Here is a 24314-nt window from a genome sequence, read left to right on the forward strand (position 1 = left end):
GGAAGCGTCCTCGGAAGTCATGGGTCAAGCAGGGAGCGCATGCGCACCAGTGGGCCGACGGCCGCGCTTGCCGGCGCCGCGGACGCACCGGTGCGGCGTTCGATCGCCGGGAGCCGGACGTGTTCGGCGCGGATCGTCAGCAGCGGCGCGGCGATCTGCATGTCAGCAGGCGATGGGCTGCACGCCGCGTATCGACACGATGCCCAGGCCCGGTGCATCGCCGATCGAGATCTCGGCATCGTCGAAGGTCACGCCGCCATCGACCGGATTCCATGCACACAGCGAGGGTCCGTCGAGATCGACCTTGGTGATGACATCGGACCTGGCCACGGCCAGATGCGCGGCCGCAGCGACGCTGATGCTGGTTTCGATCATGCAGCCGATCATGCACGTCACGCCGTGCAGGCCGGCGATGTCGGCGAGCTTGATCGCGTTCGACAGCCCGCCGCTCTTCATCAGCTTGATATTGACGATGTCGGCCGCGCGCATGCGGATCAGCTCGATCAGTTCGACCGGGCCGAACACGCTTTCATCCGCCATCACCGGCACGTGCACGCGATCGGTGACGTATTTGAGACCCGCCAGATCGTGCGCCTTGACCGGCTGCTCCAGCAGTTCCGGTTCGATGCCCGCGTCTTCGAGCTGGCGCATCGCGTGCACGGCCTGCTTCGGCGTCCAACCCTGGTTGGCATCGAGCCGCAACACGGCGCGACCATCGACCGCGGCATGGATCGCACGGATGCGTTCGAGATCGACGCCCGGATCCTTGCCGACCTTGATCTTCAGCGCGCCGAAGCCGCGCTCCACTGCCGACAGTGCATCGGCGATCATCTTGTCGATGGTGTCGACGCTGATCGTGATGTCGGTGCGGATCACCGGATCGCCGCCGCCGAGAATCCGGTACAGCGGCGCGCCAAGGCGTTGCGCGAACAGGTCGTAGAGCGCGATCTCGACCGCGGCCTTGGCGCTGGTGTTGCGCTCGAGCGCGGTCTGTACCAGCCGGATCAACATGTTGAAATCGGCAATGTCGCGACCTACCAGCCGCGGCGCGATGACGGTCGAGATCGCTGCGACGATCGAGCCGTGCGTGTCGCCGGTGATCACCGGGGTCGCTGCGGCCTCGCCGTACCCGGTGTGGCCGGTGTCGGTATGGATCGACACGATGATGTCGTCGACGCTCTCCACGGTGCGCAGCGCGGTCTTGAACGGCGTCTTCAGCGGCACGCGCACCATGCCCAGCTGGATGTCGGTGATCTTCATGAGAGTCCGATGGGACGCGCGTCAGCGCACGCGCTGGATGCTGGTGATGCGGTCGATGATGGTGCCGTTCTCGCCTGACAGCATCGGCGTCACCGGCGTGACCACCACACCGTTGAGCGGCAGGCGCGCGATTGCACCGTCGCCATCGCGCACGCTCATGCCGGCGGTGTCGTGGATCACCCACGGCTCGCCGTCGATGTGGCCGATGACCATCATCACGTGACCCGGAATGAACACCATGTCACCTACGTCGGCCTCGCGGAGCAACTGCAGCCGCTGGGCGGGCGGCATGTCGGCGGTGACCTCGATGCGGTTCAGCGCGGGGCTGGTCGCCTGCGCGCTGGTATTGCGCGGCAGCAGGATGCCGACGCTGCGATAGATCTCCGACACGAAGCCGCTGCAGTCGCGCGCGTTGTACGCATGCCCCCAGCCGTAGCGCTCACCGAGGAACTTGAACGCCTGGCGGATCAGTGCGGCGCGCGTGTAGGGCAATACATCGTCGGCCACATCGGCAGAGGCCGGCAGCAACGCGGGTGCGAACGACAGCGTGCCGTCGTCGCCGCGTACCGGCAGTTCGACAACATGGCCGAAAGTCGGCACCTGGCCATGCAGGACGCGGCTCGCGTCCCATTCGGCACGCGGCACGCGCACGCCCATCTCCAGCTGCACGTCCGAGACCGCCGGCGCCTCGGGCGTGAACACCGTGCGCGCGGTAGCGCCGGTGACGACAACGCCATCCGACGCGCGCGCGGTGTAGCCGGCGACCGCGTCACGCGTGCCGATCGCGACGTGTCGTGCCTGGACCCAGGCGCGATAGCGTTCGCTGACCACGAACAGCCACTGCCCGTCGCGGCTGGCATGCAGTACCGCGACCGGCGCGCCCGGGAAGAGGGCGTCTTCTTGGAAACGGTCGATGTCGGTATCGCCAGGATGGCTGAAGACGCGGGTTGCGATGGGAAATGCACGCAGGTCGGCCCGACGCACGACGAGTCCGAAGCGCGGCGTCACCTGCGCAGGCAGGTCATTGAGCGCCAGTGTGTCCATCCAGGCATCGAGCGTCGCGGCATCGACCGGGCCATCGACGGTGAAGCGTGGCGTCGTTGGGCGCTTCGACAGTGCAGCGATCCAGTCGGCGACCGTGTGCCGCTCGATTCGAGCGGGCAGTGCGAGCGGATCCTGGATCGACGCATCGTCGCGTCGCATCGCCGTGTTCTGCGCGTCGATCGCAGCGGCGTCGAGCACCATGGCATCCGGAGCGTCGAGTTGCGCGATCCAGTAATCCGGCGACAGCATTGAAACGGTCAGGCCCGGAATCGCCGGTGGGGCCGCATGCGCCGCGCCCGGCGCCGGCAGCAATGCAGCGAGTGTCATCAGCGCGGCGAGCGTGCAACGAATGGCGAACGGGGACAGTCGGTTGAAACGCATCGCGGCTCCTGCGACCGATGCGCACGCAGGTGCGCACCGGTCTGCGGTCGAGCGTTCGAGAGTATGGGTTTTCCGCCTCAGAGCAAGTTGGAATGACGAATCGACATTCATTCACTGCGGGTGCTGATCACGGGTCACACCTGTCCGGCAAGGGGGGCTCCACAGGCCGGCCAGGGCGCTGCCGATTACGGCCTTCGCACGTCCGGCGATGTGATCCCGAATGCCGGCGCCTCGCGCCTCATCGCGGACGACGTGACGCGGGGCATCAGGTGCCCGATCGCGGCGTCGACATCGTCGTGCAGATCAACCGCGACGCGTACGAAGCGCGAATCGTGTCGATGCAGGCGCTGCTCGACCAGTGCGCCGGCGCGACAGGTCTGCACGATGTCGCGTACTGCGCCGGGCATCTCGCGGCCGAGCTGCGGCCAGTCGGGCGACCGGGTCCAGTGTTGAGTGCCGTCACGCATGCCTGCACCGCGCGAGATCGATACCGTCGCGGGGCCTTGGCGCAATCCGTGCTGCTGCAACGGCGACGTGCAACTACGTAGAGATCGGATGGGTCTTCGCGTCCGAGCGCTCACCGAAGTTGCAGTGCGACGTCGCCATGGTCGCCGATCGGCTGCAGGTGCGCTGGCGGGACGTCGATGTCGACGCGTGGCTGATCACGTCACCGACGCACCGTGAGACAACCGCGCTGCTGATGGCCAAGGTCGATCCGGTCGCGAACTTCAGTCGCGACAAACGAAAAACCCCTGCATCTCTGCAGGGGTTTTCGCTTGCAAATGGCGGAGCGGACGGGACTCGAACCCGCGACCTCCGGCGTGACAGGCCAGCATTCTAACCAACTGAACTACCGCTCCAAGGCGCGAGATTCTACATGAAACTCCGGGCTTGGGAAGCGCCTGCGCGCGCTTTTTTTTCGCGGCGCTCAAGGTGGACGCGGTGCGGGCTTCGCGCTTGCTCAGGCACGCGTGTTTTCCGGGCCGCGTGCGCAGTGTGAGAGCCGTCGATCCACATGCGTATCACGCAGGGCAGCCATCCGCGGGATGCGTGGCGGCACGCCGTTGCCAGGCGCTCCACGTACGCGCCGAAGTCAGCGATCAGGCGGATGCATCGACGCGCGCGGTCCTGCGGGAGATCGATGCATCCACCCGCAGCGCGCGCGTGCGCGACATGAAAACGCCAGACACAAAAAACCCCGCATCTCTGCAGGGTTTTTCGTTTGAAGAATTGGCGGAGCGGACGGGACTCGAACCCGCGACCTCCGGCGTGACAGGCCAGCATTCTAACCAACTGAACTACCGCTCCGCGCTTTGAAACTTTTGGTGGGTGCTGAGGGTTTCGAACCCCCGACCCTCTCCGTGTAAAGGAGACGCTCTACCGCTGAGCTAAGCACCCATGCGGAACAATCGAGCCGCTTACTTTACTGCATCCTTGAGCGCCTTGCCAGCCTTGAATGCCGGCACGGTCGAAGCGGCGATCTGGATCGGCTCCTTCGTCTGCGGGTTCAGGCCGGTGCGGGCAGCACGCGGACGGGCAACGAACGAACCGAAGCCGACGAAGTTGGCCGCGTCGCCGTTCTTCAGCGCCTCGGTGATCGTGTCGAGCAGGCCGTCGACGGCACGGCCGGCGTCGGCGCGCGACAGGCCGGACTTCTCGGCAACCGAAGCGATGATGTCGGACTTGGTGAGGTTTGCCATCAGTGAATTCCTCTTCTTATTGAGATAGCGACGTGTCGTACGTCTGGAGCATCCGGCCGGCGGCGCGCTGCGCTGCCGGTCCGGACGTGGATTCCGGTCAGGCGCGCATGTTACGCGATCCCCCTGGCGATTACGACCGGATTCCGGATCGCGACTGAACAGGTTGGAGCGCGCTCGCGGCGCGGCGCGGACGGGCGTTGCGTCTGCGCGGTCCCGGCCTTGCGGGTACACTGGGCGGCTCGCCATCCCGTGTCCGGACCCATGCTGCAAGCGCTTCGAGATAAGACCAGTGGTTGGATCGCCATCGCCATCGTGGCGGTACTCGCGGTCCCCTTCGCGTTCTTCGGCATGGAGCAGTATCTGTTCCAGAACAATGCCGACTATGCCGCCAAGGTCGAGGCGCCGCCGAAATGGTGGCAGTCCGCGCCGGACTGGTGGCTGGTGCGGAAGTTCGCGTGGACGTCGGCCGAGGTCAGCGCCGAGGAGTTCCGGCAGACCTTCGACAACGTGCGCGAGCAGCGTCGTCAGCAGGAAGGCGAAGCGTTCGACGCGCGTGCGTTCGAGACGATGGAGAGCAAGCGTGAAGTGCTCGAGCAGCTGATCGACCGTGCGGTGCTCGGTCTCGCAGCCGATCGCGCCAACATCGTCGTCGGCGATGCGCAGGTGCAGGAGATCATCCAGTCGATCCCGGCGTTTCAGGTCGAAGGCCGCTTCGATCCGCAGCGTTACCAGATGGCGTTGCAGTCCACGCAGCCGCCGCGCACGCCGCGCGAGTTCCAGGAGAGCATCCGCATCGATCTTCAGCGCGCACTGGTGCCGCAGTCGATCGCCGAGACCGCTTTCGTCACCGAAGGTGAGTCCTTGCGCCTGATGCGCCTGCTCGGTGAGCGTCGGGACGTCAGCTTCGTCGTGGTGCCGCCGCCGGCCGTCGACACTGCCGAGGTGTCGCAGGCCGATCAGCAGGCCTGGTACGAATCGCACGCCGCGCGTTACCGCGAGCCGGAGAAGGTGGCGCTGGAGTACATCGAACTGAAGTCCGCCACCGACACCGGCGCGGAGAACGCGACGGTCGACGAGGCCGAGGCGCGCGCCCATTTCGAACAGGTGAAGTCGCGTTTCGCGACCGCCGAGCGTCGTCTGGCCTCGCACATCCTCGTCGAAGTGCCGGCCGGCGCCGACGAGGCCACGCAACAGGCCGCGCAGAAGAAGGCGGCGGACATTGCCGCCAGGGCGCAGGCACCGGGCGCCGACTTTGCCGCGCTCGCGCGCGAGAACTCGGATGATCCGGGTTCCAGGGACGGCGGCGGTGATCTGGGCTGGGTCGAGAAGGGCATGATGGCCGGCGCGTTCGAGGACGCCCTGTTCGCGATGCAGCCCAATGCGGTCAGCGCGCCGGTGCGCACCGACTTCGGCTGGCACGTGCTGCAGCTGCGTGAAGTAGACGCCGGCAAGCCGGTTGCATTCGAAGACGTCCGCGAGCAGATGGAGAAGGAAGTCAGCGAAGGCGACAGCTCGCGCGTGTACAACGAGCAGGTCGGTCGCGTCGTCGACGAGATCAACAAGAACCCGATGTCGCTGGAGCCCGGGGCGGCCGCCGCAGGCGTGCAGATCCAGACCATCGCGCCGTTCGCGCGTGGCGCTGGCAGCGGCATCGCGGCCAACAACGCGGTGGTGCAGGCGGCGTTCTCCGAAGCGCTGACCCAGGACGGCACGGTCAGCGATCCGATCGAGATCGGCCCGAACCAGACGGTGTTCATCCGCGTCACCAGCCACACGCCCGAGCGTGCGCAGCCGCTGGAGCAGGTGCGCGCGCGCGTGATCGCCGAGGTGCGTGCCGACCGTGCGCGCAAGCAGGCCGAGCAGGCCGCCGATGCGATGGTCGCCGAGATCGCGGGCGGCAAGACCCTGCAGGCGCTGGCCGGCGAACGCCAGTTGCAGGCGCAGGACGTGCCGGGCATTCCGCGCGGTGCGCCGGTGCCGGATGCCACTGCAAGCCAGGCCTACTTCCGCGCGGCGCCGCCGACCGGTGATGCGCCGACGCCGGGCAAGGTGATGCTGGCCGACGGCAGTGCGGTCGTGTTCGTGGTGAGCAGGGTCGAGCCGGGCAATCCCGAAGACGCGAGCGAGCAGGAGCAGGCGATGCTGCGCCAGCAGCTCGGCAGCCTGCTGGGCAGCGAGGATGCGGAAGTCCTGCAGCGCAGCCTGCGCCGACAGATGAAGATCACGGTCAACGAAGCGCGCATGTAAGTGCGCTTTCGCGGCACATAAAAAGCCCGGCTCGCGCCGGGCTTTTTAGTGGGCAGGGATGCGGAACGATTCGCCGGGACGCACCGGGCCGGATCAGCGCTCGTCGATCAGCAGTTCCATGCCGGGCCGCAACACGCTGCGCGCATCGAGTGCGTTGCGTGTCAACAGTTCCTGCGTGCGCATGCCGTAGCGCTTGGCGATCGACCACGGCGATTCGCCTCTCGCGACCGTGTGCATGCGCGGCGTCGGTGCACTCGCGTCGCTGGCGGTCGGCACAACGTCGATCTCCGGCGGCGCCTCGGCCATGAAGACCGGCGGCGCGGCCGCGGCCTGCGGCACGAGCAGGGTCACCGGCTGGCCGATCCGTGCCAGTCGACCATCGACATGCGCGGGATTGAGTCGTTTGAGGCGCGCCGCATCCGTTTCGTGGCGACTCGCCAATGTGTCGAGATCGCGGATGCCGTCCGGCACGGTGATCGCCGTCAGCGCCGGCACCTCGCGGTCCATGGAGGCCATCCAGGTTTCGTGCTCGCCGGCTTCCTTGATCAGGCATGACAGTGCATGCAGCTTCCGCACATAGGCTTGCGTGTGCTGCGGCATCGGCAGAGTGCTCGGCGTTGCGTTTCGAGGCTCCTGCCCGGCGCGCTTGAGCGCACCGAACACGCGATACTCGCCGGCGTTGTAGGCCATGACCGCCAAGCGCCAGTCGCCGGCGAACATGCCGTGCAGGGTCTTCAGATAGCGCACCGCCGCCCGGGTGGAATCGGCAGGCGACAGCCGGCCGTCGTACCCCGGGCGGATCGGAATCTCGTGATTGCGCGCGGTCACCGCGATGAACTGCCACAGGCCGGCGGGTCCGGATGCGCTGCGGGCACCGGGGCGATAGCCGCTCTCGACGAAGGGAATCAGCGCGAATTCGGTCGGCAGGTGCTGGGCGCGCACTTCTTCGACCACATAGGCGAACAGCGGCAGCACATCATTGCCGCGCGAGGCCAGCTGGCGCGGCACATGACCGAAGTGCGAGCGCCAGCGTTCGGTGGCATCCGCGGTGCACTCCGGCTCGGACAGGCCGTCGAGAAAACGCCGGTAGACCTCCTGGCCGTTGCGCGTGACCGCCGGGGCGGAACTGCCGGTGGCGAGCGTGGCCGGAACCAGTGCGGCGGTGGAATCGTTGGAAGGTGCGCTGGTCGCGAAGCTGGACGTCGCCGGTGCAGCGAGTACCAGCAGCGCCGCGGCGAGCCGGGTCATGCGCCCCGGCCTCATGCGCGGAAGCCGTCTTTCCAGCGCCGCAATGCGGCGAAGACATCGACCCGGTCGGTCAGTGCAGCACCGGCCTGACGTGAGGCGGCGGCGCTGACCGCGCCGGTATCGACGCGCAGGAAGGGGTTGCAGTCGAGCTCGCTGGCGAGCGCGACGGGCAGAGTGGGGCGCGGGACATTGCGCATGTCGAGGATCTCCTGTTCACGGCGCCGCAGCGCTGCGTTGTCCGGGTCGACCACGCGCGCGAACGCGGCGTTCGACCGGCTGTATTCATGACCGCAGCAGACGAGTGTATCGGCAGGCAGGGCCGACAGCCGATCGAGCGAGGCCAGCATCTGGGCCGGAGTACCTTCGAACATCCGCCCACAGCCGAGGCTGAACAGGGCATCCCCGCTGAACAGATGCCCGTGGCCATGGAAGGCGACATGGCTGCGGGTGTGGCCCGGCACTGCGAGCACCTCGAAGCGCCAGGCGTCGATTTCGACGATATCGCCATCGCCCACGCGGGCCGTCGCCTGCGGAATCCGCGGATCGTCGGGCGCGAACACCGGCAGGTCCGGCCAGCGTGCCAGCAGTGCGTCCACACCGCCGATGTGGTCGTCATGGTGATGGGTCAGCAGCAGGGCCACGGGCATCAGACCGGCTGCGGCAGCGGCCAGCACCGGCCCGGCTTCGCCGGGATCGACCACGATGGCGCGGCCGGACGCATCCGAGAGCGTCCAGATGTAGTTGTCTTCGAAGGCGGGTAAGGGCTGCAGTCGCATCGGTTCGGCTCGGCGGCGGCTGGAAGCCATTACAATGCCGACCATGCCCGCGATCTCCCCGGCCGGTCAACCCGGCAGTGCCCGCAACTGGTTCGAAAGTCCCGCCGGCCGCGCGATTCTCGACAGCGAGCACGCGCTCGTCGTCGACGCGCTGGCCTCGCATCCGGGCCTGCCGTGGCTGTGGCTGACCCCGGCCGTGCCCGGGGTGCAGGTCGAAGGCCGCGGCCTGTGCCTGGTGCGCCAGGGCGACAGTCTGCATGGGTCCGTGCGCTGCAGCGTGCCCTTGCCGCTGCCGAGCGAAGCCTTCGGCGCGGTCGTGCTGCAGCATGTGGTCGGCGGTCGTGGCGATGCGCTCGGTCTGCTCGACGAGGCTGCCCGCGTGCTCGCGCCCGGTGGACACCTGTGGCTGCTGGTCCTCAATCCGCTGACGCCGTATCGCTGGCGCTGGCGCGGGAGCGGCATCGACAGCGCCGAACCGCTGACATGGCGTCGCCGTATGCGCGATGCCGGCCTGGCGCCGGACGCGGTCTCCAACGGCGTAGGCCCGAGTTGGCGTATCGAGGCCGTGACCGAGTCGCAGAACGGGCCGGGCCTGCGCGCGGCTTACGCGCTGCGCGGGCAGAAGCGACATCTGCCGCTGACGCCGATGCGCAGTCGCCGTGCACTGCCGATGCCCTTGGCCGCGCCGGCCGCCTGATCTTTTTTCCGGAACACCCATGAAGTCGATCGAGATCTATACCGATGGCGCCTGCCTCGGCAATCCCGGCCCCGGCGGCTGGGGCGCGCTGCTGCGCTACAAGGCGACCGAGCGCGAGCTGTCGGGCGGCGAGCCGCTGACCACCAACAACCGCATGGAGCTGATGGGTGCGATCGCCGCACTCGAAGCCCTGAGCGAACCCTGCGAGATCGTGCTGCACACCGATTCCCAGTACGTGCGCCAAGGCATCACCGAGTGGATGCGCAACTGGATCAAGCGCGGCTGGAAAACCGCCGGCGGCGGCGCGGTCAAGAACCAGGACCTGTGGCAGAGGCTGCAGATCGCCTGCGAACGCCATCAGATCGACTGGCGCTGGGTGAAGGGCCATTCCGGCCATCCCGAGAACGAGCGCGTCGATGCGCTCGCCAGTGCCGCCGCGCGCGAACAGCGCACTGCCGCGGCCTGACGGAGAGACACGCATGCGGCAGATCGTCCTCGATACCGAAACCACCGGCCTGGAATGGAAGAAAGGCAACCGCGTCGTTGAAATCGGCTGCGTGGAACTGGTCGAGCGCCGCCCGACCGGTCGCACCTATCACCAGTACATCAAGCCCGACCGCGAGTTCGAACAGGGCGCGGCCGAGGTCACCGGCCTGAGCCTGGAATTCCTCGCCGACAAGCCGCCCTTCGCCGATATCGCCGATGCGTTTCTCGAGTTCATCGAGGGCGCCGAGCTGATCATCCACAACGCGGCCTTCGACGTCGGCTTCCTCGACAACGAACTGTCGCTGCTCGGTCCGGACTATGGGACGCTGCGCCAGCGGGTCACGGTGGAGGATTCGCTGCTGCTCGCGCGCCAGCGCTATCCGGGCCAGCGCAACTCGCTCGACGCGCTGTGCCGCCGGCTCGGCGTCGACAATGCGCACCGTCAGCTGCACGGCGCGCTGCTCGATGCCCAGTTGCTGGCCGAGGTGTATCTCGCACTCACCGCCGGCCAGCACGAGATCGGTTTCGGCGCGTCGATCGAGCTGGAGCGCACAGCAAGCCACATCGTGCTGGCACAGCCGGCCGGCGCGCGGCCGGTGCTGCTGGTGCAGGCCGACGAACTCGCCGCGCATGCGGCGCGGATCGAATCGATCCGCAAGAAGGCAGGCGTGTGTCTGTGGGAACCGATCGCGTCGTTGCCGGAACTGGAACCTGCCTGAAATCCGAGCCGGTGCTCAGTGCCGGCGGATCAGGATGACCGTGACGTTGTCGGAGCCGCCGCCATCGAGCGCGGCGGCGACGAGTCCGTCGACGCACTCCTGTGCGCTGCACTCCAGATGCGCCAGCACGCGCGCGATCGCGCGGTCGTCGACTTCCTCGGTCAGACCGTCGCTGCACAGCAGAAGCTGGGTGCCCGGGGCCAGCTCGCCCGACAGCGTCTCGACATTGAGCGTTTGCGGATCGGTGACGCCCAGCGCCTGGGTCACCACGTTGCGATGCGGATGGCTGCGCGCCTGGTCGATGCTGATCGCGCCCTGGGCGATGAGCTCCTGCACGTAACTGTGATCCTGCGACAGCTGCGCGAGCTTGTTGTCGCGCCAGAGGTAGACCCGGCTGTCGCCGACCCACGCCACTTCGAACCGGTTCGCGGTCACGCGCGCAGCCACGACAGTGGTGCCCATCGGCAGGCTGTCATTGCGCCGGCGCGAGGCGCGGATGATCTCCTCATCGGCGATGCGGATCGCCTGCGGCAGGGCGGTGCCCTGGCGGATCTCGCGGACGATGGTTTCACGGGCCAGCGCGCTGGCGACCTCGCCGTACTCGTGACCACCCATCCCATCGGCGATCAGCCACAGGCCCAGCTCGCTGTCGCCGTAATAGGTGTCTTCATTGAGGTCGCGCCGCAGGCCCACATGCGTCAGATGGCCGAACTCGATCATGCATGTCCCCTGGCGAAGCCGGGTTGGGGTGCCTGTCGCTGAGAACGCGACGATTCCCCGGTTTCGGCCAGCATGGGGCGGCAGACGGCGCGAGACACGATAGGGCGCGTCCGGAACGGGGAGGGAAGGCGCATTCGGTATTGTGACGGTGGACCCGTCCGTGAGCATAGGGCAAGCGTCGTGCATGTAGTGCATTGCGTGGAGTGATCGATGCACCTCGGACTGTCGGCCCGGCAGAAGCTGGAGGTGACTTTCAACAACCCCAGGGCTGGTCAGCCATTTTTGATCCTGGTGATCGGAGCCGGTAATTCGCGAAGTTCTACGCATGGTGTCTTGGGCGTAGGGGTGAAACACGGCCTCGCGTCTGGCAGCAGTCAATCGCGTCGTCTACCGGGACATTGTTCGGCCCATCCATCGGCCTCTCCCCTCCAGCGCTTCGCGCTTTCGGGGCCAGCCGTCTGGCTGTCCGGATTCGCTCCCGGCGAATCCGTGGTTGGGCCCATCCGTGGGCCTTACCCCTCCGGCGCTTCGCGCTTCCGGGGCCGCCCGTCCGGCTGTCCGGATTTGCGCCCGGCACATCTGTCGAGCCTGCGGTTCTCATCAAATCCCCCTCTCCGCCAGAAACGCAAAACGCCCCTTGCGGGGCGTTTGCGAATCTGGCGGAGAGGGGGGGATTCGAACCCCCGAGGCGCTATAAACGCCTGCCTGATTTCGAGTCAGGTACATTCAACCGCTCTGCCACCTCTCCAGATGGTCCCCGATCGCCTCGCGGCGTCCGGGGGCGCAATCATACGGGCGCTCCGCGTGGGCGACAAGCGCGGCGTTACACTGGCGGGCCCGTTCACCTCCACGGCGCTGTCCATGTCCGAAATCTCCGTCCCCGTGTCCTTCGGCGAACTTCTCGACAAGCTCTCGATCCTGCAGATCAAGTCCGAGCGGATGGACGATCCCGCCAAGCTCGTCAACGTGCGCACCGAACTGAGCGCCCTTGAGCAGACGTGGATGGCGCATCCGGCCGCGGGCCATGACGTCTTGCGTTTGCGCGCGGACCTCAAGGCGGTCAACGAGCGCCTGTGGGACATCGAGGATGCGGTGCGGGTCAAGGAGCGCGCCGGCGAATTCGGCGATGACTTCGTGCAGCTGGCGCGCAGCGTGTATCTCGAAAACGACGAGCGTGCGCGGATCAAGAAGGCGATCAATCTGGCGCTGGGATCGGCCTATGTCGAAGAGAAGTCCTATGCCGACTACCGGGGCGGCAAGGCCCCGACGTGAGGCTCAGTCGGCAGCCGTCGCGCCCTCGCGCCGTACTTTCTGTTCGATGTACTCGTCCATGCGGCTGAGCAGCCGCCACCACTCACTGCCATCGTCGCGATAGGTGCGCACCGCGCCGGCGCGCACGAGGATGCGCCGCAGTTCGTCGTCCTCGAAGCCGCCCAGATGCTTGCGCAGGACATCGAAGGAGCGGTCGGTATAGCCGCGATGGCCGAGAAAATGCCGGGCCGTGTCTTCGGCGGCGAATTCCGTCTTGTGTTCGGTGCGCAGACGTTCGAGCTGCTGCGCGTGCAGTTGCCGGTTGAGCAGAAAGCTGACACCTCCGCCGACGATCGCACCCACAAGAGTGGCGAGCAGGCCGGCGATGAGGGGATCCATCAGCTGCGCTCCAGATCGGCGCGGCGCCGTTCGAAGGCTTTGATCGCATCGTCAACCGTGACCAGCGCCATCACGTCGTCGAACTCGATCTTCGTGCCCCACTTGAGATCCGCGGCCGGCTTGCCGAGGAACTTGCGCGCGGCATCGTCGTAACGGTCCACGCAGAAGCGGCGGTCGGAATACGGGCCGCTGCGTTCCGGGTTGCTGGCCGCGTGCAGGCCCAGCACCTTGGTGCCCATCGCATTGGCGATATGCATCGGCCCGGAATCCGGTGTGACCAGCAGTTGCGCGCGCGACAACAGGGCCGGCAGTTGCTTGAGCGTGTCCTTGCCGACCAGGTCGAGGGCGTCGTGGCGCATCGCCGCGAGGATCGCGTCGGTCGTCTCACGCTCCAGATCGCTGCGACCGCCGCACAGCACGATCCGCCAGCCGGCACTGGCGGCGTGATCGGCGAGCGCGGCGTAGCGGTCGGGGTACCAGTTGCGGCGTACGTGGCTGGAGCACGGCGAGATCATCAGTACCGGGCGGCCATCGTCCGGCCACTGCGCACGCGCCCAGTCGAACGCCTCCGCCGGCACCGGCATGTCGTCCCATTCGACGCGGTCCTGCCGCAGCCCGAGCGGTTCGCAGAAGCTGCCCAGCGCGTCGAGCACATGGATGCCGGGACGGTCAGGGATGCGGGTATTGATGAAGAGCCCGTGCAGATCCTTTGAGCGCGCAGCGTCGTAGCCCACCCGCACGCGCGCGGGAATGAACGCCGACAGCAGGTTTGCGCGCGCGGCGACCTGCATCTGCAGCAGGACGTCGAACCGGCCTGCTGCGCCCAGGCGCGCCTTGAGTTCACGGCGCAGCGCGCGCATGCCCGCGACGCCCGTTTTCTTGTCGTAGACCAAGAAGTCCACGCCCTGCAGGCCTTCGAGCAGGCGATGTTCGCCCTTGCCGATCACCCAGGTCAGCGCGACATCCGGCCAGGCCGCGCGCAGGGTGCGGATCAGCGGCAGCACATGGGTGACATCGCCCAGCGCGGACAGGCGCAGCAGGCAGATCGAACGCGGCGGCGAGAGCGGGCTGGCAGCCACTGTCGAGGTGTCGGAACCGGGCAGGGCGGGCGTCAAGGCTTGATAGACTCGCTTCGATGAGCAGATTCGATCCCGCCGAGAGCCTGACGCCGATACCGGCGGGCGATCGCGCGAGCGGACAGGCGGGCACGTACGGCGCCATTCTGTTCGACGGCACGCAACTGCGGCAAGCCGATCCTCGCTGGTTCGATCCTGATGCCTGGGGAGCGCGCGCGCAGCGCGTCGACGGCAGCGGCCGTGGTGGCGCCTGGTTCATCGATGCCTCGCACGGACCTTGCGTGCTGCGGCAGTACCTGCGCGGCGGCATGGTCGGGCGCTTCAACCGCGACCAGCATCTGTGGCGTGGCACGCAGCATGTGCGCAGCTTCGTGGAGTTCCGTCTGTTGCGCGAACTGCTGCGACGCGATCTGCCGGTCCCGCAGCCGATCGCCGCAAGCTATCTGCGGCGCGGACTCGGCTACCGCGCCTGGATCCTGATGGAGCGGATACCCGACGTGCGCTCGCTGGCCGATCACATGGCCGACGCGCCCGCGGATGCGCCGCTCGAACAGACCGGACGTCTGATCGCACGCTTCCACCGCGCCGGTCTCGATCATGCCGATCTCAACGCCCACAACATCCTGTTCGATCATGTCGGCAAGGGCTGGCTGATCGATCTCGACCGCGGTGCGCTGCGCATTCCCGAGACGCGCTGGCGCGAACGGAATCTCGCCCGGCTCAAGCGCTCGCTGCTGAAACTGCGCGGCGCGCGACCGGAGGCGGACGTCGAACAGGACTTCGCGCGCCTGCGCCGGTCCTACGACGCGCTGTGGAGTCGGGGCACCTGATGACGATCGATGTCGATTGGGCGCTGCGGTTCCAGGGCGTCGGCAACGCGTCGGCGGTGTCGCTCGGCTCGCCGATGGCCACGATCGAGCGCGATGGCGCCCCGTGGCTGACGATCGACTGCGGCGCCGAAGGCCTGACCGCGTATCTCGATCACTACGGAGAAGCGCCGCGGGCGCTGTTCGTCACCCATGTGCATCTGGATCACGTCGCCGGATTCGAGCGCCTGTTCGTCGACCGCTACTTCGATCCCGCGCGGCGCGGCCGTCTGCCGATCTACGTGCCGGCGCAGGTGGTGCCGCTGCTGCACCGGCGTGTGGGCGACTATCCGAACGTGCTGGCCGAAGGCGGCGCGAACTTCTGGGATGCGTTCCAGCTGATTCCCGTCGGCGAAGCGTTCTGGCACGAAGGCGTGCGCCTGGAGGTGTTCCCGGTACGCCATCACTGGCCGGAGACGGCCTATGGCCTGCGCCTGCCGGGCAGCCTGGTGTGGAGCGGCGACACGCGGCCGATCCCCGAGATGCTGGCGCGCTTCGCAGCGCAGGACGAACTCGTCGCCCACGACTGTGGCCTGCACGGCAATCCCTCGCACAGCGGTATCGACGATCTGGACCGCGAGTATCCGCGCGAACTGCTCGCGCGCTGCGTGCTGTACCACTACGCCTCCGAAGCGGACGGCGCCGCCCTTGAAGCGCGCGGACAGCGTATCGCGCGCCCGGGCGCCCGTTTCGCGCTGCGTCCACCGGTCCAGGCGCAGGCTTCGATCGCATGAGCGCCCTGCCACATCCGCCCCAGGCGCCGCTCGACCGGCTGGGACGTCCGCTGCACGACCTGCGCCTGTCGGTCATCGAAGCCTGCAATTTCCGCTGCGGCTACTGCATGCCGGCCGATCGCGTGCCCGACGACTACGGTTTCGACCAGGCCGGACGGCTGTCCTTCGACGAGATCGAGACGCTTGTGCGCGGCTTTGCGCGGCTGGGCATGCACAAGCTGCGCCTGACCGGCGGTGAACCGCTGTTGCGCAAGGGCCTGCCGGCGCTGGTGGAGCGCCTGGCGAAGGTGCCGGGCATCACCGACCTGGCGATGACCACGAACGCGTCGTTGCTGGCGCGCCATGCGCAGGCCCTGCGTGATGCCGGTCTGCAACGGCTGACGATCAGCCTTGACGCGCTCGATCCGGATCTGTTCCGTGCGTTGTCGGGTGGACGCGGCGAGATCGACGATGTCCTCGCTGGCATCGCCGCAGCCGAGCGCGCAGGATTCCCGGCGATCAAGTTCAATTGCGTCGTGCAGCGCGGCGTCAACGACCACGAGGTCGAGCGCATGGCCGCGCACTTCCGCGGTAGTGGTCACGTGCTGCGTTTCATCGAATACATGGATGTCGGCACCTGCAACGGCTGGGACCGCGCGCGCGTTGTGCCCTCGCGCGAACTGCATGCGCGTATCGACGCCCGCTGGCCGCTGCGCGCGCTGGATGCGAACTACCGCGGCGAAGTCGCCGAGCGCCACGCCTTCATCGATGGCGCTGGCGAGATCGGCTTCATCAGCTCGGTCACCGCGCCGTTCTGCGGCGACTGCCAGCGCGCCCGTGTCTCCGCCGACGGCAGCCTCTACACCTGCCTGTTCTCCGGCAGCGGCCAGCCGATGCGCAGCTGGCTCGGCGATGGCGAAGCGGCGTTCTCGTCACGGCTGGCCGACCTGTGGTCCCGTCGCGCCGATCGCTACAGCGAACTGCGTGGCAGCGTCCGTGCGCCCCGCAAACACGTCGAGATGTTTCTGGTCGGCGGCTGAGCTTCTTGGTATGGGGCGCTAAGATTCCCCTCGCATCCTTGATCTCGTCATTCCGGCGAAGGCCGGAATCCAGTGACTTAGCGCGGGTCTCGGCGACTGGGGCGAAACGGCCTGAGAGAGAGGCAAGTCGCTGGATCGGCCTTCGCCGGAATGACGGGAAGGAAGGTTTAGCTGGTGACAAGCCTTCCGGACTTCTCGTGATCGAGCCGCGCATGTCGCGGCCTGGATGTGGCCATGGAACTCAGCGCGTCGCGACCCACTTCAGACCAGCCCCGGTAACATCCGCTTTCCGCAGTCACGACGCAGGCGCATGGCCCGCACGAAATCTCCAGCGAAACCAGCGCTGACCCATATCGACGCCGCTGGCCGACCGACCATGGTCGATGTCTCCGCGAAGGCGACCACCGCGCGCGTCGCCAGCGCGGAATGCCGCGTCCGCTTTCCCGCGGATGTCGCCGCGCAGTTGCACGCCAACGGTCTGAAGAGCGCGAAGGGCGGCATCGTCGACACCGCGATCATCGCCGGCACGATGGCGGTCAAGCGCACGCACGAACTGATTCCGTTCTGTCATCCGCTGCCGATCGACGGCATCGCCATCGCGATCGACTGGCAGGGCGAACGCGAACTGCGCATCGAGTGCACGGTCAAGACCACGCACCGCACCGGCGTGGAGATGGAGGCGCTGACCGGCGCGACCATCGCCGCGCTGACCGTCTACGACATGTGCAAGGCGCTGTCGCACGCGATCGTGCTGGGTCCGGCGAAGCTGGTCGGCAAGCGCGGCGGCAAGCGCGATGTCGGATCGATCGCGGGCGGTGCGCGATGAGCCACGTGCGCGTGCTGTATTTCGCCAGCCTCCGCGATGCCGCGGGGCAGGGCGAGGAAACCTGGACCACCGACGCGTCCGATCTGCGCGCGCTGTACGCGGAGTTGCGTGCGCGGCATGGCTTCGTGTTGCCGGTCGAGCGCTTGCGCGTCGCTGTCGATGGCGCGTTCGCGCGCTGGGACGATGCACTGCTGCCCGGCAGCGAGATCGCCTTCATTCCACCGGTCAGCGGAGGCTGAAATGCAGGACCGAGACTTCTGGCTGGCCGATGCGCCGGTCGATCTGGCGCCCCTGCGGCATCGCGTGCAGCACGACCGCGCAGGCGCGTTCGCGAGTTTCGAAGGTTGGGTGCGTGATCACAACGACGGGCGCCCGGTGCGTGGTCTGCGCTACGAATCCTACGTGGCGCTAGCCGAGGCCGAAGGCGCGAAGGTCGTCGCCGAGGCGCGCGCGCGGTTCGACCTGTGCGCGGCGCTGTGCGTGCATCGCATCGGCGATCTGGCGATCGGCGACATGGCGGTGTGGGTCGGTGTGACCGCCGCGCATCGCGGCGCGGCCTTCGACGCCTGTCGCTACATCATCGACGAGATCAAGGAGCGCGTGCCGATCTGGAAGCACGAGCGCTATGTCGACGGCGATGCAGGATGGCTGCACCCGGAGTCGCCACGCGGAGGTGATGCATGAGGCGGCTGATGCTGGCTGCGGTGTTGCTGGCGATCACGTCCGGCGCGCACGCAGCGCCGCGGCTGCTGGTCGGCAACAAGGCGGCCGACACGGTCTGGGCGCTCGACCGCGCGAGTGGTGAACGTCTTGCGGAATACGCGACCGGTCCGGCGCCGCACGAGATCGCCGTTTCGCATGATGGTCGCACCGCCGTCGTCACCACCTACGGCCACCAGGATGCACACCACGCGCTGACCGTGATCGATCTCGTCTATGGCAACACGCGCTCGATCGATCTGGGCACGCACGGTCGGCCGCATGGTCTGCAACTCCTCTCCAACGGCGACGCACTGGTCACGACCGAGGCCAGCGGATCCCTGCTGCGCATCGATATCGCGCGGGGTGCAGTGACAGGCGTCGCGGACGTGGGCGACGGCATCGGTCATATGGTCGCGGTGTCGGAAGACGGCGGCTCGGCATACGTCAGCAAGATCCGCGCGGGCACCGTCGTGCGCGTGGACCTGGCGACGATGCGTGCGACTTCGGAAAGGGCGGCAGGGGCGGGCGCGGAAGGCATTGCGGTCGCGACTGACGGCCGTGTCTGGGTCACCAATCGCGCCGACGACACCGTGACCGTGCATGCGCCGGAATCGCTGGACATCGTCGCGACGCTGCCCAGTGCGGGCTTTCCGATCCGCGTCGCGTTCACGCCGGATGGCCGGCACGCCCTGGTCACCAATGCGACCGCCGCGACGCTGTCGGTGTTCGATGTCGCCTCGCGCCGCGCGGTGGCGTCGGTCGCGCTGTCGCCGACAGACGCTGCGTTGCAAACGACGCTGCTCGGCAACGGACCGCTTCCGATCGGCGCGATCGTCGATCCCGACGCGCCGCGTGCGTACGTCGCCATCAGCGGCGCGGATCGCATCGCGGTGATCGACACGCGCCACTGGAAGGTCCTCGAATACTGGGCGACCGGGCGAGAACCCGATGCTTTGGCGCTGGTGCCGGGCGGGTCCTCGCCTTGATCTGCCGCGTCGGGTGGTTCGTCTGCGTCGCGGCCTTGTGCGGCTGCGCTTCAACGCCGCCGATCGCATCGCTTCAACCGCCCGAGCCGTCACCCCAGGGCGCGGTCGGTGCGGCCTTGATCGAGCCGGCCGCTGACACACGCCGCATGGACATGCAGCGCAACCGCCGTTTCATCCATCCCAACCTCGACACGCCGGCCGCGATGCCGGTCTATCCGGCGGACCAGTTGGCGCTGCGTCTCGCCCCGGTCGTGGTGTGTATCGACGCCGCCATCGACGCGACGGGCGCGGTATCCGCGGTCGCGGCCCGGACGGATGCGACGTGCGAAGCGCCCGCAGGGATCGAAGTCGCAGGGTTCGTCGACGCAGCGCTCGCCGCCGTACGCCAGTGGACCTATGCGCCCGCACTGCTGTGCGTGGCGCCAGTGACGTTTGAAGGCACCGACGCCTGCCAGGCGGACGATGTCGTTGAAACCCCGACCGCCGTGCGCCTGTCCTACGCGTTCCGATTCAGCCAGCAGGCCGGCACGCCCGAGGTCGAGCGCATCGGTGCGCCGTGATGCATCGAGGCGGATAGTCGAGCCGCCGCAGGCCTGCTAGACTCCGCGTCCCGTCGACACGGCGGGGTCGGGCGCAAGGCCCGATGCGTGTCTCCATGGTGGCCCCGTCGGCCCCTCGCGACGCTAGATCGAAAATCCCGCCAGGGCCGGAAGGCAGCAACGGTATCGGTCGATGCGGGCGCCGAGGTCAGTCGGCGGGGTCATCACCTTTTCCGGCCTCCGGCAGGCGCCTGTCCCGTGCCGCAGTGCGTGCGCTGCGGCGGATCGACGTTGCGCCGATCCCCGCGTCGGGGTTCAACGCGTCTCGCGTGCGCGTTCGAAGGTGATGATGCTGCGCGTCTCGCCCTTGTCGGCCCAGTTCGGCATCACCCGCCACGGCGTCAGCACCTGCAGGCGATCGCCGTCGAGCTTGAACTGGCGGCGTTGCTCGGTGCCGACCCATGCCGGATTCCAGGCCACGTCGACCGCGGTGATCCAGGTATCGCCCTCGATCCTGTAGCGGCCGGTGTAGGCGATCACGGTCTCCAGCAAACGCGCCTTCTCCTGCGCGTGCTCGCCCGGCTCGCGCCCTTCGCCGGTCAGCATGAACCACACGCGGCCTTCGGGCGCGAACATCACGTAGCCGGTCGGGTGGTCGCCCATGGGTGGGAAGGTCTCGCCGCCGTCCTTGACCTCGACGTCGTAGGACATGAGTCGCCAGCTGCCTTCGAGTGACGCAGCGCTCGCGGTTGCGGCGGCCGGCGTGTCCTGCGGGGTCGGGGTGGTCGAAGTCATGGCATGTGTGGATAGCGGCAAGGCGATGGGCATCAGGCGCGGCGCGACAGGGCGGCGGGTCAGCATGGCCGATCTCCGGCCGGGATGCGATGCGGGTAGGTGCTGGATGGGGATTGGGGGCGTGAGCCCGTCTAGTCACTTTGATTGCGCATTCGACCAGCGATGCGGGCGAGCAACCCGTGCAGCGAGGGGATTGCTCGGCCCATCCATGGGCCTCACCCCTACGGCGCGATGCGCCTGCGGGGCCAGCCGTTCGGCTGTCCGGATTCGCTCCGGGCGAATCCGTCGAACCCGCGGGGGTTCTCTCAACCCCTCTCTCCGCCAGAAACGCAAAACGCCCCACGAGGGGGCGTTTTGCGTTTCTGGCGGAGAGAGGGGGATTCGAACCCCCGAAGCGCGGTTTAGACGCTTACACACTTTCCAGGCGTGCTCCTTCAACCGCTCGGACACCTCTCCAGAACTGGCCCTTCGCGGAGCGCCTGGGCGCTGCGCAACGGCGTCGGGACGCCGCGGGCCGGCCATTCTATCCGCCGGCGCCTGCGGTCACAAGGAACTGTTGGGGGCGTGGCAGAATACCGGGATGTCCTATCTCGTCCTTGCCCGGAAGTGGCGTCCGAAGCGGTTCGCCGAACTCGTCGGTCAGGAGCATGTGGTCCGTGCGCTGACCAATGCGCTGGAAACCGGCCGCGTGCATCACGCCTTCCTGTTCACCGGCACGCGTGGCGTCGGCAAGACCACGATCGCGCGCATCTTCGCCAAGAGCCTGAACTGCGAGACCGGCACCTCGTCCGATCCCTGCGGCGCGTGCGAGACCTGCCTGGCGATCGACGCCGGCCGCTATATCGATCTGCTCGAGATCGACGCCGCCAGCAACACCGGCGTCGACGATGTGCGCGAGCTGATCGACAACGCGCAGTACATGCCCTCGCGCGGCCGGGTGAAGGTCTACCTGATCGACGAAGTGCACATGCTGTCGAAGTCGGCGTTCAACGCGCTGCTCAAGACGCTGGAAGAGCCGCCGGGCCACGTGAAGTTCCTGCTGGCGACGACCGATCCGCAGAAGCTGCCGGTCACGGTGCTGTCGCGCTGCCTGCAGTTCAACCTCAAGCGGCTCGACGAGCAGCAGATCCAGGGCCAGATGACCCGGATCCTCGAAGCCGAGGGCATCGCGGTCGAAGCCGGTGCGATCCGCCAGTTGTCGAAGGCTGCCGACGGCAGTTTGCGCGATGGTCTGTCGCTACTCGATCAGGCCATCGCCTACACCGGCGCGGGCGGCGAGGGCGGTGCGCTCGGCGACGCCGCGGTGGCGACGATGCTCGGCAGTGTCGATCGCACGCGCGTCGGCGCGCTGCTGTCCGCATTGGCCGATGGCGACGGTGCGGCGCTGCTGTCGGAAGTCGCGACGCTGGCCGAATTCTCGCCCGACTGGGGCGGCGTGTTGGACGCGGTGTCCGAAGCCCTGCATCGCATCCAGGTGCGGCAGCTGGTGCCGGAAGTTGCAGTGGAGAGCGACGGCGTGGATGTCGATGCGATCGCGTCGGCGGTGCGCCCGGAAGTCGTGCAGCTCTGGTACCAGATGGCGCTCAACGGCCGTCGCGATGTCGGCCTGGCCCCGAGTCCGCGCGCCGGTTTCGAGATGACTGTGCTGCGCATGCTCGCGTTCCGGCCTGCAGAAGGTGGCGCTGCTGCCCCGGCAGCGGGCAGCGGCAATCGCGCGAGCGGTCCGGCTGCGGCGCGTGCAGCGCTCGGTGCACAGGTGGCGCCCGCTTCCGCGCCTGCACCGCGCGCTGCACCGCCGTCTTCGCCCTCGCAGGTCGCATCTGCGCCGCCGCCGACGGTTGTGGTCGCGCCGCCGCCTGCGCGTCCGGCGCCGGAGCCGGTGTGCACCGCGTCGCCTGTCGACGAGCCGCCTGCTGTGCCACCGCGTGCCGAAGCACCGCCGCCGGCTGCGGCTGCTCAACTGCGCACGCTTGACGCGCACCAGTGGCTCGATCTCGTCGCCGATCTGCCCTTGCGCGGCCCGGTGCGCGAACTTGCCGCGAGCGCCGCCTTTGTCGCGCTCGACGGCGCGGTGCTACGGCTCGCGCTGCCGGAAGCGGACGAGCATCTGAAAGCGCCGATCATGGTCCACCAGCTCTGCGAGGCGCTCACTGGCCCGCTCGGAGGCGCGCCGCAGATTCGCTTCGAGACCGCGGCCGCGAGTGAAACCGTAACGCTGCACGAACGCAACGCGCGCGAGCGCGATGCGCGGCAGTCGAACGCCGAAACCAGTTTCATGTCCGATCCGGACGTGCAGCGGCTGATGTCGCAGCAGGGCGCCAGACTGGTGCCCGATTCGATACGCCCTTTTGAAGACCGAGGATTTCAGTGATGCGTGGAAACATTGCCCAGTTGATGCAGCAGGCGCAGAAGATGCAGGAAAACATGCAGCGCGTGCAGCAGGAACTCGCCAGTCTCGAAGTCGAAGGCAGCGCCGGCGGCGGCATGGTCGCCATCACCCTGACCGGCAACAAGGAGTGCCGCAAGGTGCGCATCGATCCCAGCGTGTTGTCGGATCCGGAAATGGCCGAGGACCTGATCGCCGCCGCGTTCAATGACGCGTCGAACAAGGTCGACGAAGAGTCGAAAAGCCGCATGTCCGGTGCAACCGCCGGGATGCCACTGCCGCCGGGCATGAAGCTGCCGTTCTGATCGACCGGGCGTGTGGATCCCGATCCCGCCAACCGGCGCATGCGTTGACCGCGTCGGCGCACCGCCCGTGGCCAGCCTAGAATTTCCGACCGAATGTCCTCCCTGCTCGAACAGCTGATCGATGCGTTGCGTGTGCTGCCCGGTGTCGGGCAGAAATCCGCGCAGCGCATGGCCTATCACGTGCTCGAACGCGGGCGCGAGGGCGGGGCGCGCTTGGCGGCCGCACTGGCCGAGGCGGTCGAGAAGATCGGCCATTGCCAGCGGTGCCGCGACTTCAGCGAAACGCCGGTCTGCCCGACCTGCAGCAGTGCCGCGCGCGATGCGCACACGCTGTGCGTGGTCGAGTCACCGGCCGACCGGCTCGCGATCGAGCAGGCCACCGGTTTTCGCGGCTTCTACTTCGTGTTGCAGGGGCGGCTGAGTCCGCTGGACGGCATCGGTCCGCATGAGCTCGGTCTCGACCTGCTCGGCGCGCGGCTGGCGGAAGGCGAAGTGCAGGAACTGATCATCGCGACCAATCCGACCGTCGAAGGCGAAGCCACGTCGCATTACCTGGCGCAGATCGCCCGGCAGCACGGCGTGCGCCCGAGCAGGCCGTCGCATGGGCTGCCGTTGGGCGGTGAACTGGAATACGTCGATCGCGGCACGCTGTCGCATGCATTCGGCAGTCGCAGCGAAGTGGTTTGAGGGCCGCTACCCGGATGCTGCGACCGGAGTCGCAAACGCGTGCGCGCCGGACCGTGACGTATGCTTTTCGGAATCCCCGATTCCGATGACTGACGCCATGACGACCATCTTCCACAAGATCATCCAGCGCGAGATTCCGGCCGACATCGTCTTCGAGGACGACCACGTCATCGCGTTCCGCGACATCGCGCCGCAGGCGCCGATGCATGTGCTGTTCGTGCCCAAGCAGGATTTCGCCACGCTCAATGACGTGCCGGCTGACGCGCCCGAGATCATCGGACGACTGGCGGTGGAGGCCGCGCGTTACGCGAAGCAACAGGGATTCGCCGAAGACGGCTACCGCATCGTCATGAACTGCAATGCGCACGGCGGGCAGACGGTGTTCCAGATCCATCTGCATCTGCTGGCCGGTGCGCAGCTGGGGCGCTTCGGCACTGCAGGGTGACTTTGCAGGCGAGCGCTCGC

28 protein-coding genes, 5 tRNA genes and 1 other RNA gene are annotated in these 24314 nt (G+C 67.7%); 18 read left to right on the forward strand and 16 right to left on the reverse strand.

Annotation, left to right across the window (positions count from 1 at the left end; translation table 11 throughout):
- Window positions 1-17 precede the first annotated feature (17 nt).
- The 8 genes from AC3IRM_RS06180 to AC3IRM_RS06215 all read right to left on the reverse strand — a co-directional run bounded on the left by AC3IRM_RS06180 (window position 18) and on the right by AC3IRM_RS06215 (window position 4385).
- On the reverse strand, window positions 18-161 hold the full coding sequence (locus AC3IRM_RS06180) for a hypothetical protein (RefSeq protein WP_489205344.1): 144 nt from the start codon (window positions 159-161) through the stop codon (window positions 18-20).
- Between the two features lies 1 nt (window position 162).
- Window positions 163-1260, reverse strand: coding sequence for a dipeptide epimerase (locus AC3IRM_RS06185; protein ID WP_489205345.1), 1098 nt, complete (start codon window positions 1258-1260; stop codon window positions 163-165).
- A gap of 21 nt (window positions 1261-1281) precedes the next feature.
- Window positions 1282-2685, reverse strand: coding sequence for a C40 family peptidase (locus AC3IRM_RS06190; protein ID WP_489205346.1), 1404 nt, complete (start codon window positions 2683-2685; stop codon window positions 1282-1284).
- Between the two features lie 185 nt (window positions 2686-2870).
- The gene (locus AC3IRM_RS06195) at window positions 2871-3152 is read right to left on the reverse strand and encodes a hypothetical protein (protein WP_489205347.1); all 282 of its coding nucleotides are present in this window, start codon (window positions 3150-3152) and stop codon (window positions 2871-2873) included.
- Between the two features lie 316 nt (window positions 3153-3468).
- Window positions 3469-3545: transfer RNA gene (locus AC3IRM_RS06200), tRNA-Asp, on the reverse strand.
- A gap of 371 nt (window positions 3546-3916) precedes the next feature.
- Window positions 3917-3993, reverse strand: a tRNA-Asp gene (locus tag AC3IRM_RS06205).
- 15 nt (window positions 3994-4008) lie between these two features.
- Window positions 4009-4083: transfer RNA gene (locus AC3IRM_RS06210), tRNA-Val, on the reverse strand.
- Between the two features lie 20 nt (window positions 4084-4103).
- Complete coding sequence (locus AC3IRM_RS06215) at window positions 4104-4385, reverse strand: HU family DNA-binding protein (protein ID WP_159679230.1); 282 nt, start codon at window positions 4383-4385, stop codon at window positions 4104-4106.
- A 249-nt stretch (window positions 4386-4634) separates the two neighbouring features.
- On the opposite strand from AC3IRM_RS06215, the gene AC3IRM_RS06220 reads away from it, so the two are divergent.
- The gene (locus tag AC3IRM_RS06220) at window positions 4635-6632 is read left to right on the forward strand and encodes a SurA N-terminal domain-containing protein (protein WP_489205348.1); all 1998 of its coding nucleotides are present in this window, start codon (window positions 4635-4637) and stop codon (window positions 6630-6632) included.
- A 93-nt stretch (window positions 6633-6725) separates the two neighbouring features.
- On the opposite strand, the gene AC3IRM_RS06225 is transcribed toward AC3IRM_RS06220, so the two are convergent.
- Complete coding sequence (locus tag AC3IRM_RS06225) at window positions 6726-7895, reverse strand: lytic transglycosylase domain-containing protein (RefSeq protein ID WP_489205349.1); 1170 nt, start codon at window positions 7893-7895, stop codon at window positions 6726-6728.
- Window positions 7892-8656 (reverse strand): hydroxyacylglutathione hydrolase, encoded by a 765-nt coding sequence (gene gloB / locus AC3IRM_RS06230; RefSeq protein ID WP_489205350.1) that lies wholly within the window; start codon window positions 8654-8656, stop codon window positions 7892-7894. Before gloB ends, AC3IRM_RS06225 begins: the two co-directional genes overlap by 4 nt.
- Window positions 8657-8699: 43 nt before the next feature.
- Between gloB and AC3IRM_RS06235 the strand changes: the two genes are divergently transcribed.
- Genes AC3IRM_RS06235 through dnaQ form a run of 3 tightly spaced genes read left to right on the forward strand, consistent with a single transcriptional unit; the run spans window position 8700 to window position 10558 of the window.
- On the forward strand, window positions 8700-9353 hold the full coding sequence (locus AC3IRM_RS06235; RefSeq protein WP_489205352.1) for a methyltransferase domain-containing protein: 654 nt from the start codon (window positions 8700-8702) through the stop codon (window positions 9351-9353).
- 19 nt (window positions 9354-9372) lie between these two features.
- Window positions 9373-9819, forward strand: coding sequence for a ribonuclease HI (rnhA, locus tag AC3IRM_RS06240; RefSeq protein WP_159679220.1), 447 nt, complete (start codon window positions 9373-9375; stop codon window positions 9817-9819).
- 13 nt (window positions 9820-9832) lie between these two features.
- On the forward strand, window positions 9833-10558 hold the full coding sequence (gene dnaQ, locus AC3IRM_RS06245; protein WP_489205353.1) for a DNA polymerase III subunit epsilon: 726 nt from the start codon (window positions 9833-9835) through the stop codon (window positions 10556-10558).
- Window positions 10559-10573: 15 nt separating this feature from the next.
- On the opposite strand, the gene AC3IRM_RS06250 is transcribed toward dnaQ, so the two are convergent.
- Both AC3IRM_RS06250 and AC3IRM_RS06255 read right to left on the reverse strand, forming a co-directional pair.
- The gene (locus tag AC3IRM_RS06250; protein ID WP_489205354.1) at window positions 10574-11278 is read right to left on the reverse strand and encodes a PP2C family protein-serine/threonine phosphatase; all 705 of its coding nucleotides are present in this window, start codon (window positions 11276-11278) and stop codon (window positions 10574-10576) included.
- A gap of 657 nt (window positions 11279-11935) precedes the next feature.
- Window positions 11936-12026 (reverse strand) — tRNA-Ser (locus tag AC3IRM_RS06255).
- Between the two features lie 113 nt (window positions 12027-12139).
- Between AC3IRM_RS06255 and AC3IRM_RS06260 the strand changes: the two genes are divergently transcribed.
- On the forward strand, window positions 12140-12550 hold the full coding sequence (locus AC3IRM_RS06260; RefSeq protein WP_489205857.1) for a DUF6165 family protein: 411 nt from the start codon (window positions 12140-12142) through the stop codon (window positions 12548-12550).
- A gap of 3 nt (window positions 12551-12553) precedes the next feature.
- Here AC3IRM_RS06260 and AC3IRM_RS06265 read toward each other — a convergent pair whose 3' ends face one another.
- Both AC3IRM_RS06265 and AC3IRM_RS06270 read right to left on the reverse strand, forming a co-directional pair.
- Complete coding sequence (locus tag AC3IRM_RS06265) at window positions 12554-12928, reverse strand: hypothetical protein (protein WP_489205355.1); 375 nt, start codon at window positions 12926-12928, stop codon at window positions 12554-12556.
- The gene (locus AC3IRM_RS06270; RefSeq protein WP_489205858.1) at window positions 12928-14007 is read right to left on the reverse strand and encodes a glycosyltransferase family 9 protein; all 1080 of its coding nucleotides are present in this window, start codon (window positions 14005-14007) and stop codon (window positions 12928-12930) included. Before AC3IRM_RS06270 ends, AC3IRM_RS06265 begins: the two co-directional genes overlap by 1 nt.
- Before the next feature lie 56 nt (window positions 14008-14063).
- On the opposite strand from AC3IRM_RS06270, the gene AC3IRM_RS06275 reads away from it, so the two are divergent.
- The 9 genes from AC3IRM_RS06275 (at window position 14064) to ffs (ending at window position 19898) form a co-directional block, all read left to right on the forward strand.
- Window positions 14064-14834 (forward strand): 3-deoxy-D-manno-octulosonic acid kinase, encoded by a 771-nt coding sequence (locus tag AC3IRM_RS06275; protein ID WP_489205356.1) that lies wholly within the window; start codon window positions 14064-14066, stop codon window positions 14832-14834.
- On the forward strand, window positions 14834-15604 hold the full coding sequence (locus AC3IRM_RS06280; protein WP_489205358.1) for an MBL fold metallo-hydrolase: 771 nt from the start codon (window positions 14834-14836) through the stop codon (window positions 15602-15604). Before AC3IRM_RS06275 ends, AC3IRM_RS06280 begins: the two co-directional genes overlap by 1 nt.
- Window positions 15601-16623: a GTP 3',8-cyclase MoaA gene (moaA, locus tag AC3IRM_RS06285; protein WP_489205359.1), complete on the forward strand. Its 1023-nt coding sequence runs from the start codon at window positions 15601-15603 to the stop codon at window positions 16621-16623. The genes AC3IRM_RS06280 and moaA overlap by 4 nt, the downstream gene beginning before the upstream one ends.
- 310 nt (window positions 16624-16933) lie before the next feature.
- Window positions 16934-17449 carry a cyclic pyranopterin monophosphate synthase MoaC gene (gene moaC / locus AC3IRM_RS06290; protein WP_489205360.1) on the forward strand — a complete coding sequence of 172 codons (516 nt, stop codon included), beginning with the start codon at window positions 16934-16936 and terminating at the stop codon, window positions 17447-17449.
- Window positions 17446-17688 carry a MoaD/ThiS family protein gene (locus AC3IRM_RS06295; RefSeq protein ID WP_489205361.1) on the forward strand — a complete coding sequence of 81 codons (243 nt, stop codon included), beginning with the start codon at window positions 17446-17448 and terminating at the stop codon, window positions 17686-17688. The genes moaC and AC3IRM_RS06295 overlap by 4 nt, the downstream gene beginning before the upstream one ends.
- A gap of 1 nt (window position 17689) precedes the next feature.
- Window positions 17690-18133, forward strand: a complete 444-nt coding sequence (locus AC3IRM_RS06300) for a molybdenum cofactor biosynthesis protein MoaE (protein ID WP_489205362.1) — start codon at window positions 17690-17692, stop codon at window positions 18131-18133.
- Window positions 18130-19137, forward strand: coding sequence for a beta-propeller fold lactonase family protein (locus AC3IRM_RS06305; protein WP_489205363.1), 1008 nt, complete (start codon window positions 18130-18132; stop codon window positions 19135-19137). The genes AC3IRM_RS06300 and AC3IRM_RS06305 overlap by 4 nt, the downstream gene beginning before the upstream one ends.
- A 146-nt stretch (window positions 19138-19283) precedes the next feature.
- Window positions 19284-19697: an energy transducer TonB gene (locus tag AC3IRM_RS06310; RefSeq protein WP_489205364.1), complete on the forward strand. Its 414-nt coding sequence runs from the start codon at window positions 19284-19286 to the stop codon at window positions 19695-19697.
- A 104-nt stretch (window positions 19698-19801) separates the two neighbouring features.
- Window positions 19802-19898, forward strand: an RNA gene (gene ffs / locus AC3IRM_RS06315) — signal recognition particle sRNA small type.
- A gap of 93 nt (window positions 19899-19991) precedes the next feature.
- Here ffs and AC3IRM_RS06320 read toward each other — a convergent pair.
- Window positions 19992-20471 (reverse strand): lipocalin-like domain-containing protein, encoded by a 480-nt coding sequence (locus AC3IRM_RS06320; protein WP_489205365.1) that lies wholly within the window; start codon window positions 20469-20471, stop codon window positions 19992-19994.
- Between the two features lie 363 nt (window positions 20472-20834).
- Window positions 20835-20927: transfer RNA gene (locus AC3IRM_RS06325), tRNA-Ser, on the reverse strand.
- A gap of 124 nt (window positions 20928-21051) precedes the next feature.
- On the opposite strand from AC3IRM_RS06325, the gene dnaX reads away from it, so the two are divergent.
- The 4 genes from dnaX (at window position 21052) to AC3IRM_RS06345 (ending at window position 24294) form a co-directional block, all read left to right on the forward strand.
- Window positions 21052-22842: a DNA polymerase III subunit gamma/tau gene (dnaX, locus tag AC3IRM_RS06330; protein ID WP_489205367.1), complete on the forward strand. Its 1791-nt coding sequence runs from the start codon at window positions 21052-21054 to the stop codon at window positions 22840-22842.
- Window positions 22842-23162 (forward strand): YbaB/EbfC family nucleoid-associated protein, encoded by a 321-nt coding sequence (locus AC3IRM_RS06335; protein WP_232135921.1) that lies wholly within the window; start codon window positions 22842-22844, stop codon window positions 23160-23162. The genes dnaX and AC3IRM_RS06335 overlap by 1 nt, the downstream gene beginning before the upstream one ends.
- A gap of 93 nt (window positions 23163-23255) precedes the next feature.
- Complete coding sequence (gene recR, locus AC3IRM_RS06340; RefSeq protein WP_489205368.1) at window positions 23256-23849, forward strand: recombination mediator RecR; 594 nt, start codon at window positions 23256-23258, stop codon at window positions 23847-23849.
- Between the two features lie 85 nt (window positions 23850-23934).
- The gene (locus AC3IRM_RS06345) at window positions 23935-24294 is read left to right on the forward strand and encodes a histidine triad nucleotide-binding protein (RefSeq protein WP_489205369.1); all 360 of its coding nucleotides are present in this window, start codon (window positions 23935-23937) and stop codon (window positions 24292-24294) included.
- The last annotated feature ends 20 nt before the right edge of the window (window positions 24295-24314 follow it).

This window comes from Luteimonas sp. KH_071 (genome assembly GCF_057838005.1).

Excerpts from the sequence above, each read along its gene's own strand:
- AC3IRM_RS06190 (WP_489205346.1), bottom strand. The coding sequence starts at position 2,685 with ATGCGTTTCAACCGACTGTCCCCGTTCGCCATTCGTTGCACGCTCGCC.
- AC3IRM_RS06300 (WP_489205362.1), top strand. The coding sequence starts at position 17,690 with ATGCAGGACCGAGACTTCTGGCTGGCCGATGCGCCGGTCGATCTGGCG.
- AC3IRM_RS06280 (WP_489205358.1), top strand. The coding sequence starts at position 14,834 with ATGACGATCGATGTCGATTGGGCGCTGCGGTTCCAGGGCGTCGGCAAC.
- moaC (WP_489205360.1), top strand. The coding sequence starts at position 16,934 with ATGGCCCGCACGAAATCTCCAGCGAAACCAGCGCTGACCCATATCGAC.
- AC3IRM_RS06180 (WP_489205344.1), bottom strand. The coding sequence starts at position 161 with ATGCAGATCGCCGCGCCGCTGCTGACGATCCGCGCCGAACACGTCCGG.
- AC3IRM_RS06185 (WP_489205345.1), bottom strand. The coding sequence starts at position 1,260 with ATGAAGATCACCGACATCCAGCTGGGCATGGTGCGCGTGCCGCTGAAG.
- rnhA (WP_159679220.1), top strand. The coding sequence starts at position 9,373 with ATGAAGTCGATCGAGATCTATACCGATGGCGCCTGCCTCGGCAATCCC.
- AC3IRM_RS06345 (WP_489205369.1), top strand. The coding sequence starts at position 23,935 with ATGACTGACGCCATGACGACCATCTTCCACAAGATCATCCAGCGCGAG.
- AC3IRM_RS06335 (WP_232135921.1), top strand. The coding sequence starts at position 22,842 with ATGCGTGGAAACATTGCCCAGTTGATGCAGCAGGCGCAGAAGATGCAG.
- gloB (WP_489205350.1), bottom strand. The coding sequence starts at position 8,656 with ATGCGACTGCAGCCCTTACCCGCCTTCGAAGACAACTACATCTGGACG.
- AC3IRM_RS06320 (WP_489205365.1), bottom strand. The coding sequence starts at position 20,471 with ATGACTTCGACCACCCCGACCCCGCAGGACACGCCGGCCGCCGCAACC.
- AC3IRM_RS06265 (WP_489205355.1), bottom strand. The coding sequence starts at position 12,928 with ATGGATCCCCTCATCGCCGGCCTGCTCGCCACTCTTGTGGGTGCGATC.
- AC3IRM_RS06225 (WP_489205349.1), bottom strand. The coding sequence starts at position 7,895 with ATGAGGCCGGGGCGCATGACCCGGCTCGCCGCGGCGCTGCTGGTACTC.
- AC3IRM_RS06275 (WP_489205356.1), top strand. The coding sequence starts at position 14,064 with ATGAGCAGATTCGATCCCGCCGAGAGCCTGACGCCGATACCGGCGGGC.
- AC3IRM_RS06310 (WP_489205364.1), top strand. The coding sequence starts at position 19,284 with ATGGACATGCAGCGCAACCGCCGTTTCATCCATCCCAACCTCGACACG.
- dnaQ (WP_489205353.1), top strand. The coding sequence starts at position 9,833 with ATGCGGCAGATCGTCCTCGATACCGAAACCACCGGCCTGGAATGGAAG.
- recR (WP_489205368.1), top strand. The coding sequence starts at position 23,256 with ATGTCCTCCCTGCTCGAACAGCTGATCGATGCGTTGCGTGTGCTGCCC.
- moaA (WP_489205359.1), top strand. The coding sequence starts at position 15,601 with ATGAGCGCCCTGCCACATCCGCCCCAGGCGCCGCTCGACCGGCTGGGA.
- AC3IRM_RS06305 (WP_489205363.1), top strand. The coding sequence starts at position 18,130 with ATGAGGCGGCTGATGCTGGCTGCGGTGTTGCTGGCGATCACGTCCGGC.
- AC3IRM_RS06215 (WP_159679230.1), bottom strand. The coding sequence starts at position 4,385 with ATGGCAAACCTCACCAAGTCCGACATCATCGCTTCGGTTGCCGAGAAG.
- AC3IRM_RS06295 (WP_489205361.1), top strand. The coding sequence starts at position 17,446 with ATGAGCCACGTGCGCGTGCTGTATTTCGCCAGCCTCCGCGATGCCGCG.
- AC3IRM_RS06250 (WP_489205354.1), bottom strand. The coding sequence starts at position 11,278 with ATGATCGAGTTCGGCCATCTGACGCATGTGGGCCTGCGGCGCGACCTC.
- dnaX (WP_489205367.1), top strand. The coding sequence starts at position 21,052 with ATGTCCTATCTCGTCCTTGCCCGGAAGTGGCGTCCGAAGCGGTTCGCC.
- AC3IRM_RS06195 (WP_489205347.1), bottom strand. The coding sequence starts at position 3,152 with ATGCGTGACGGCACTCAACACTGGACCCGGTCGCCCGACTGGCCGCAG.
- AC3IRM_RS06235 (WP_489205352.1), top strand. The coding sequence starts at position 8,700 with ATGCCCGCGATCTCCCCGGCCGGTCAACCCGGCAGTGCCCGCAACTGG.
- AC3IRM_RS06260 (WP_489205857.1), top strand. The coding sequence starts at position 12,140 with ATGTCCGAAATCTCCGTCCCCGTGTCCTTCGGCGAACTTCTCGACAAG.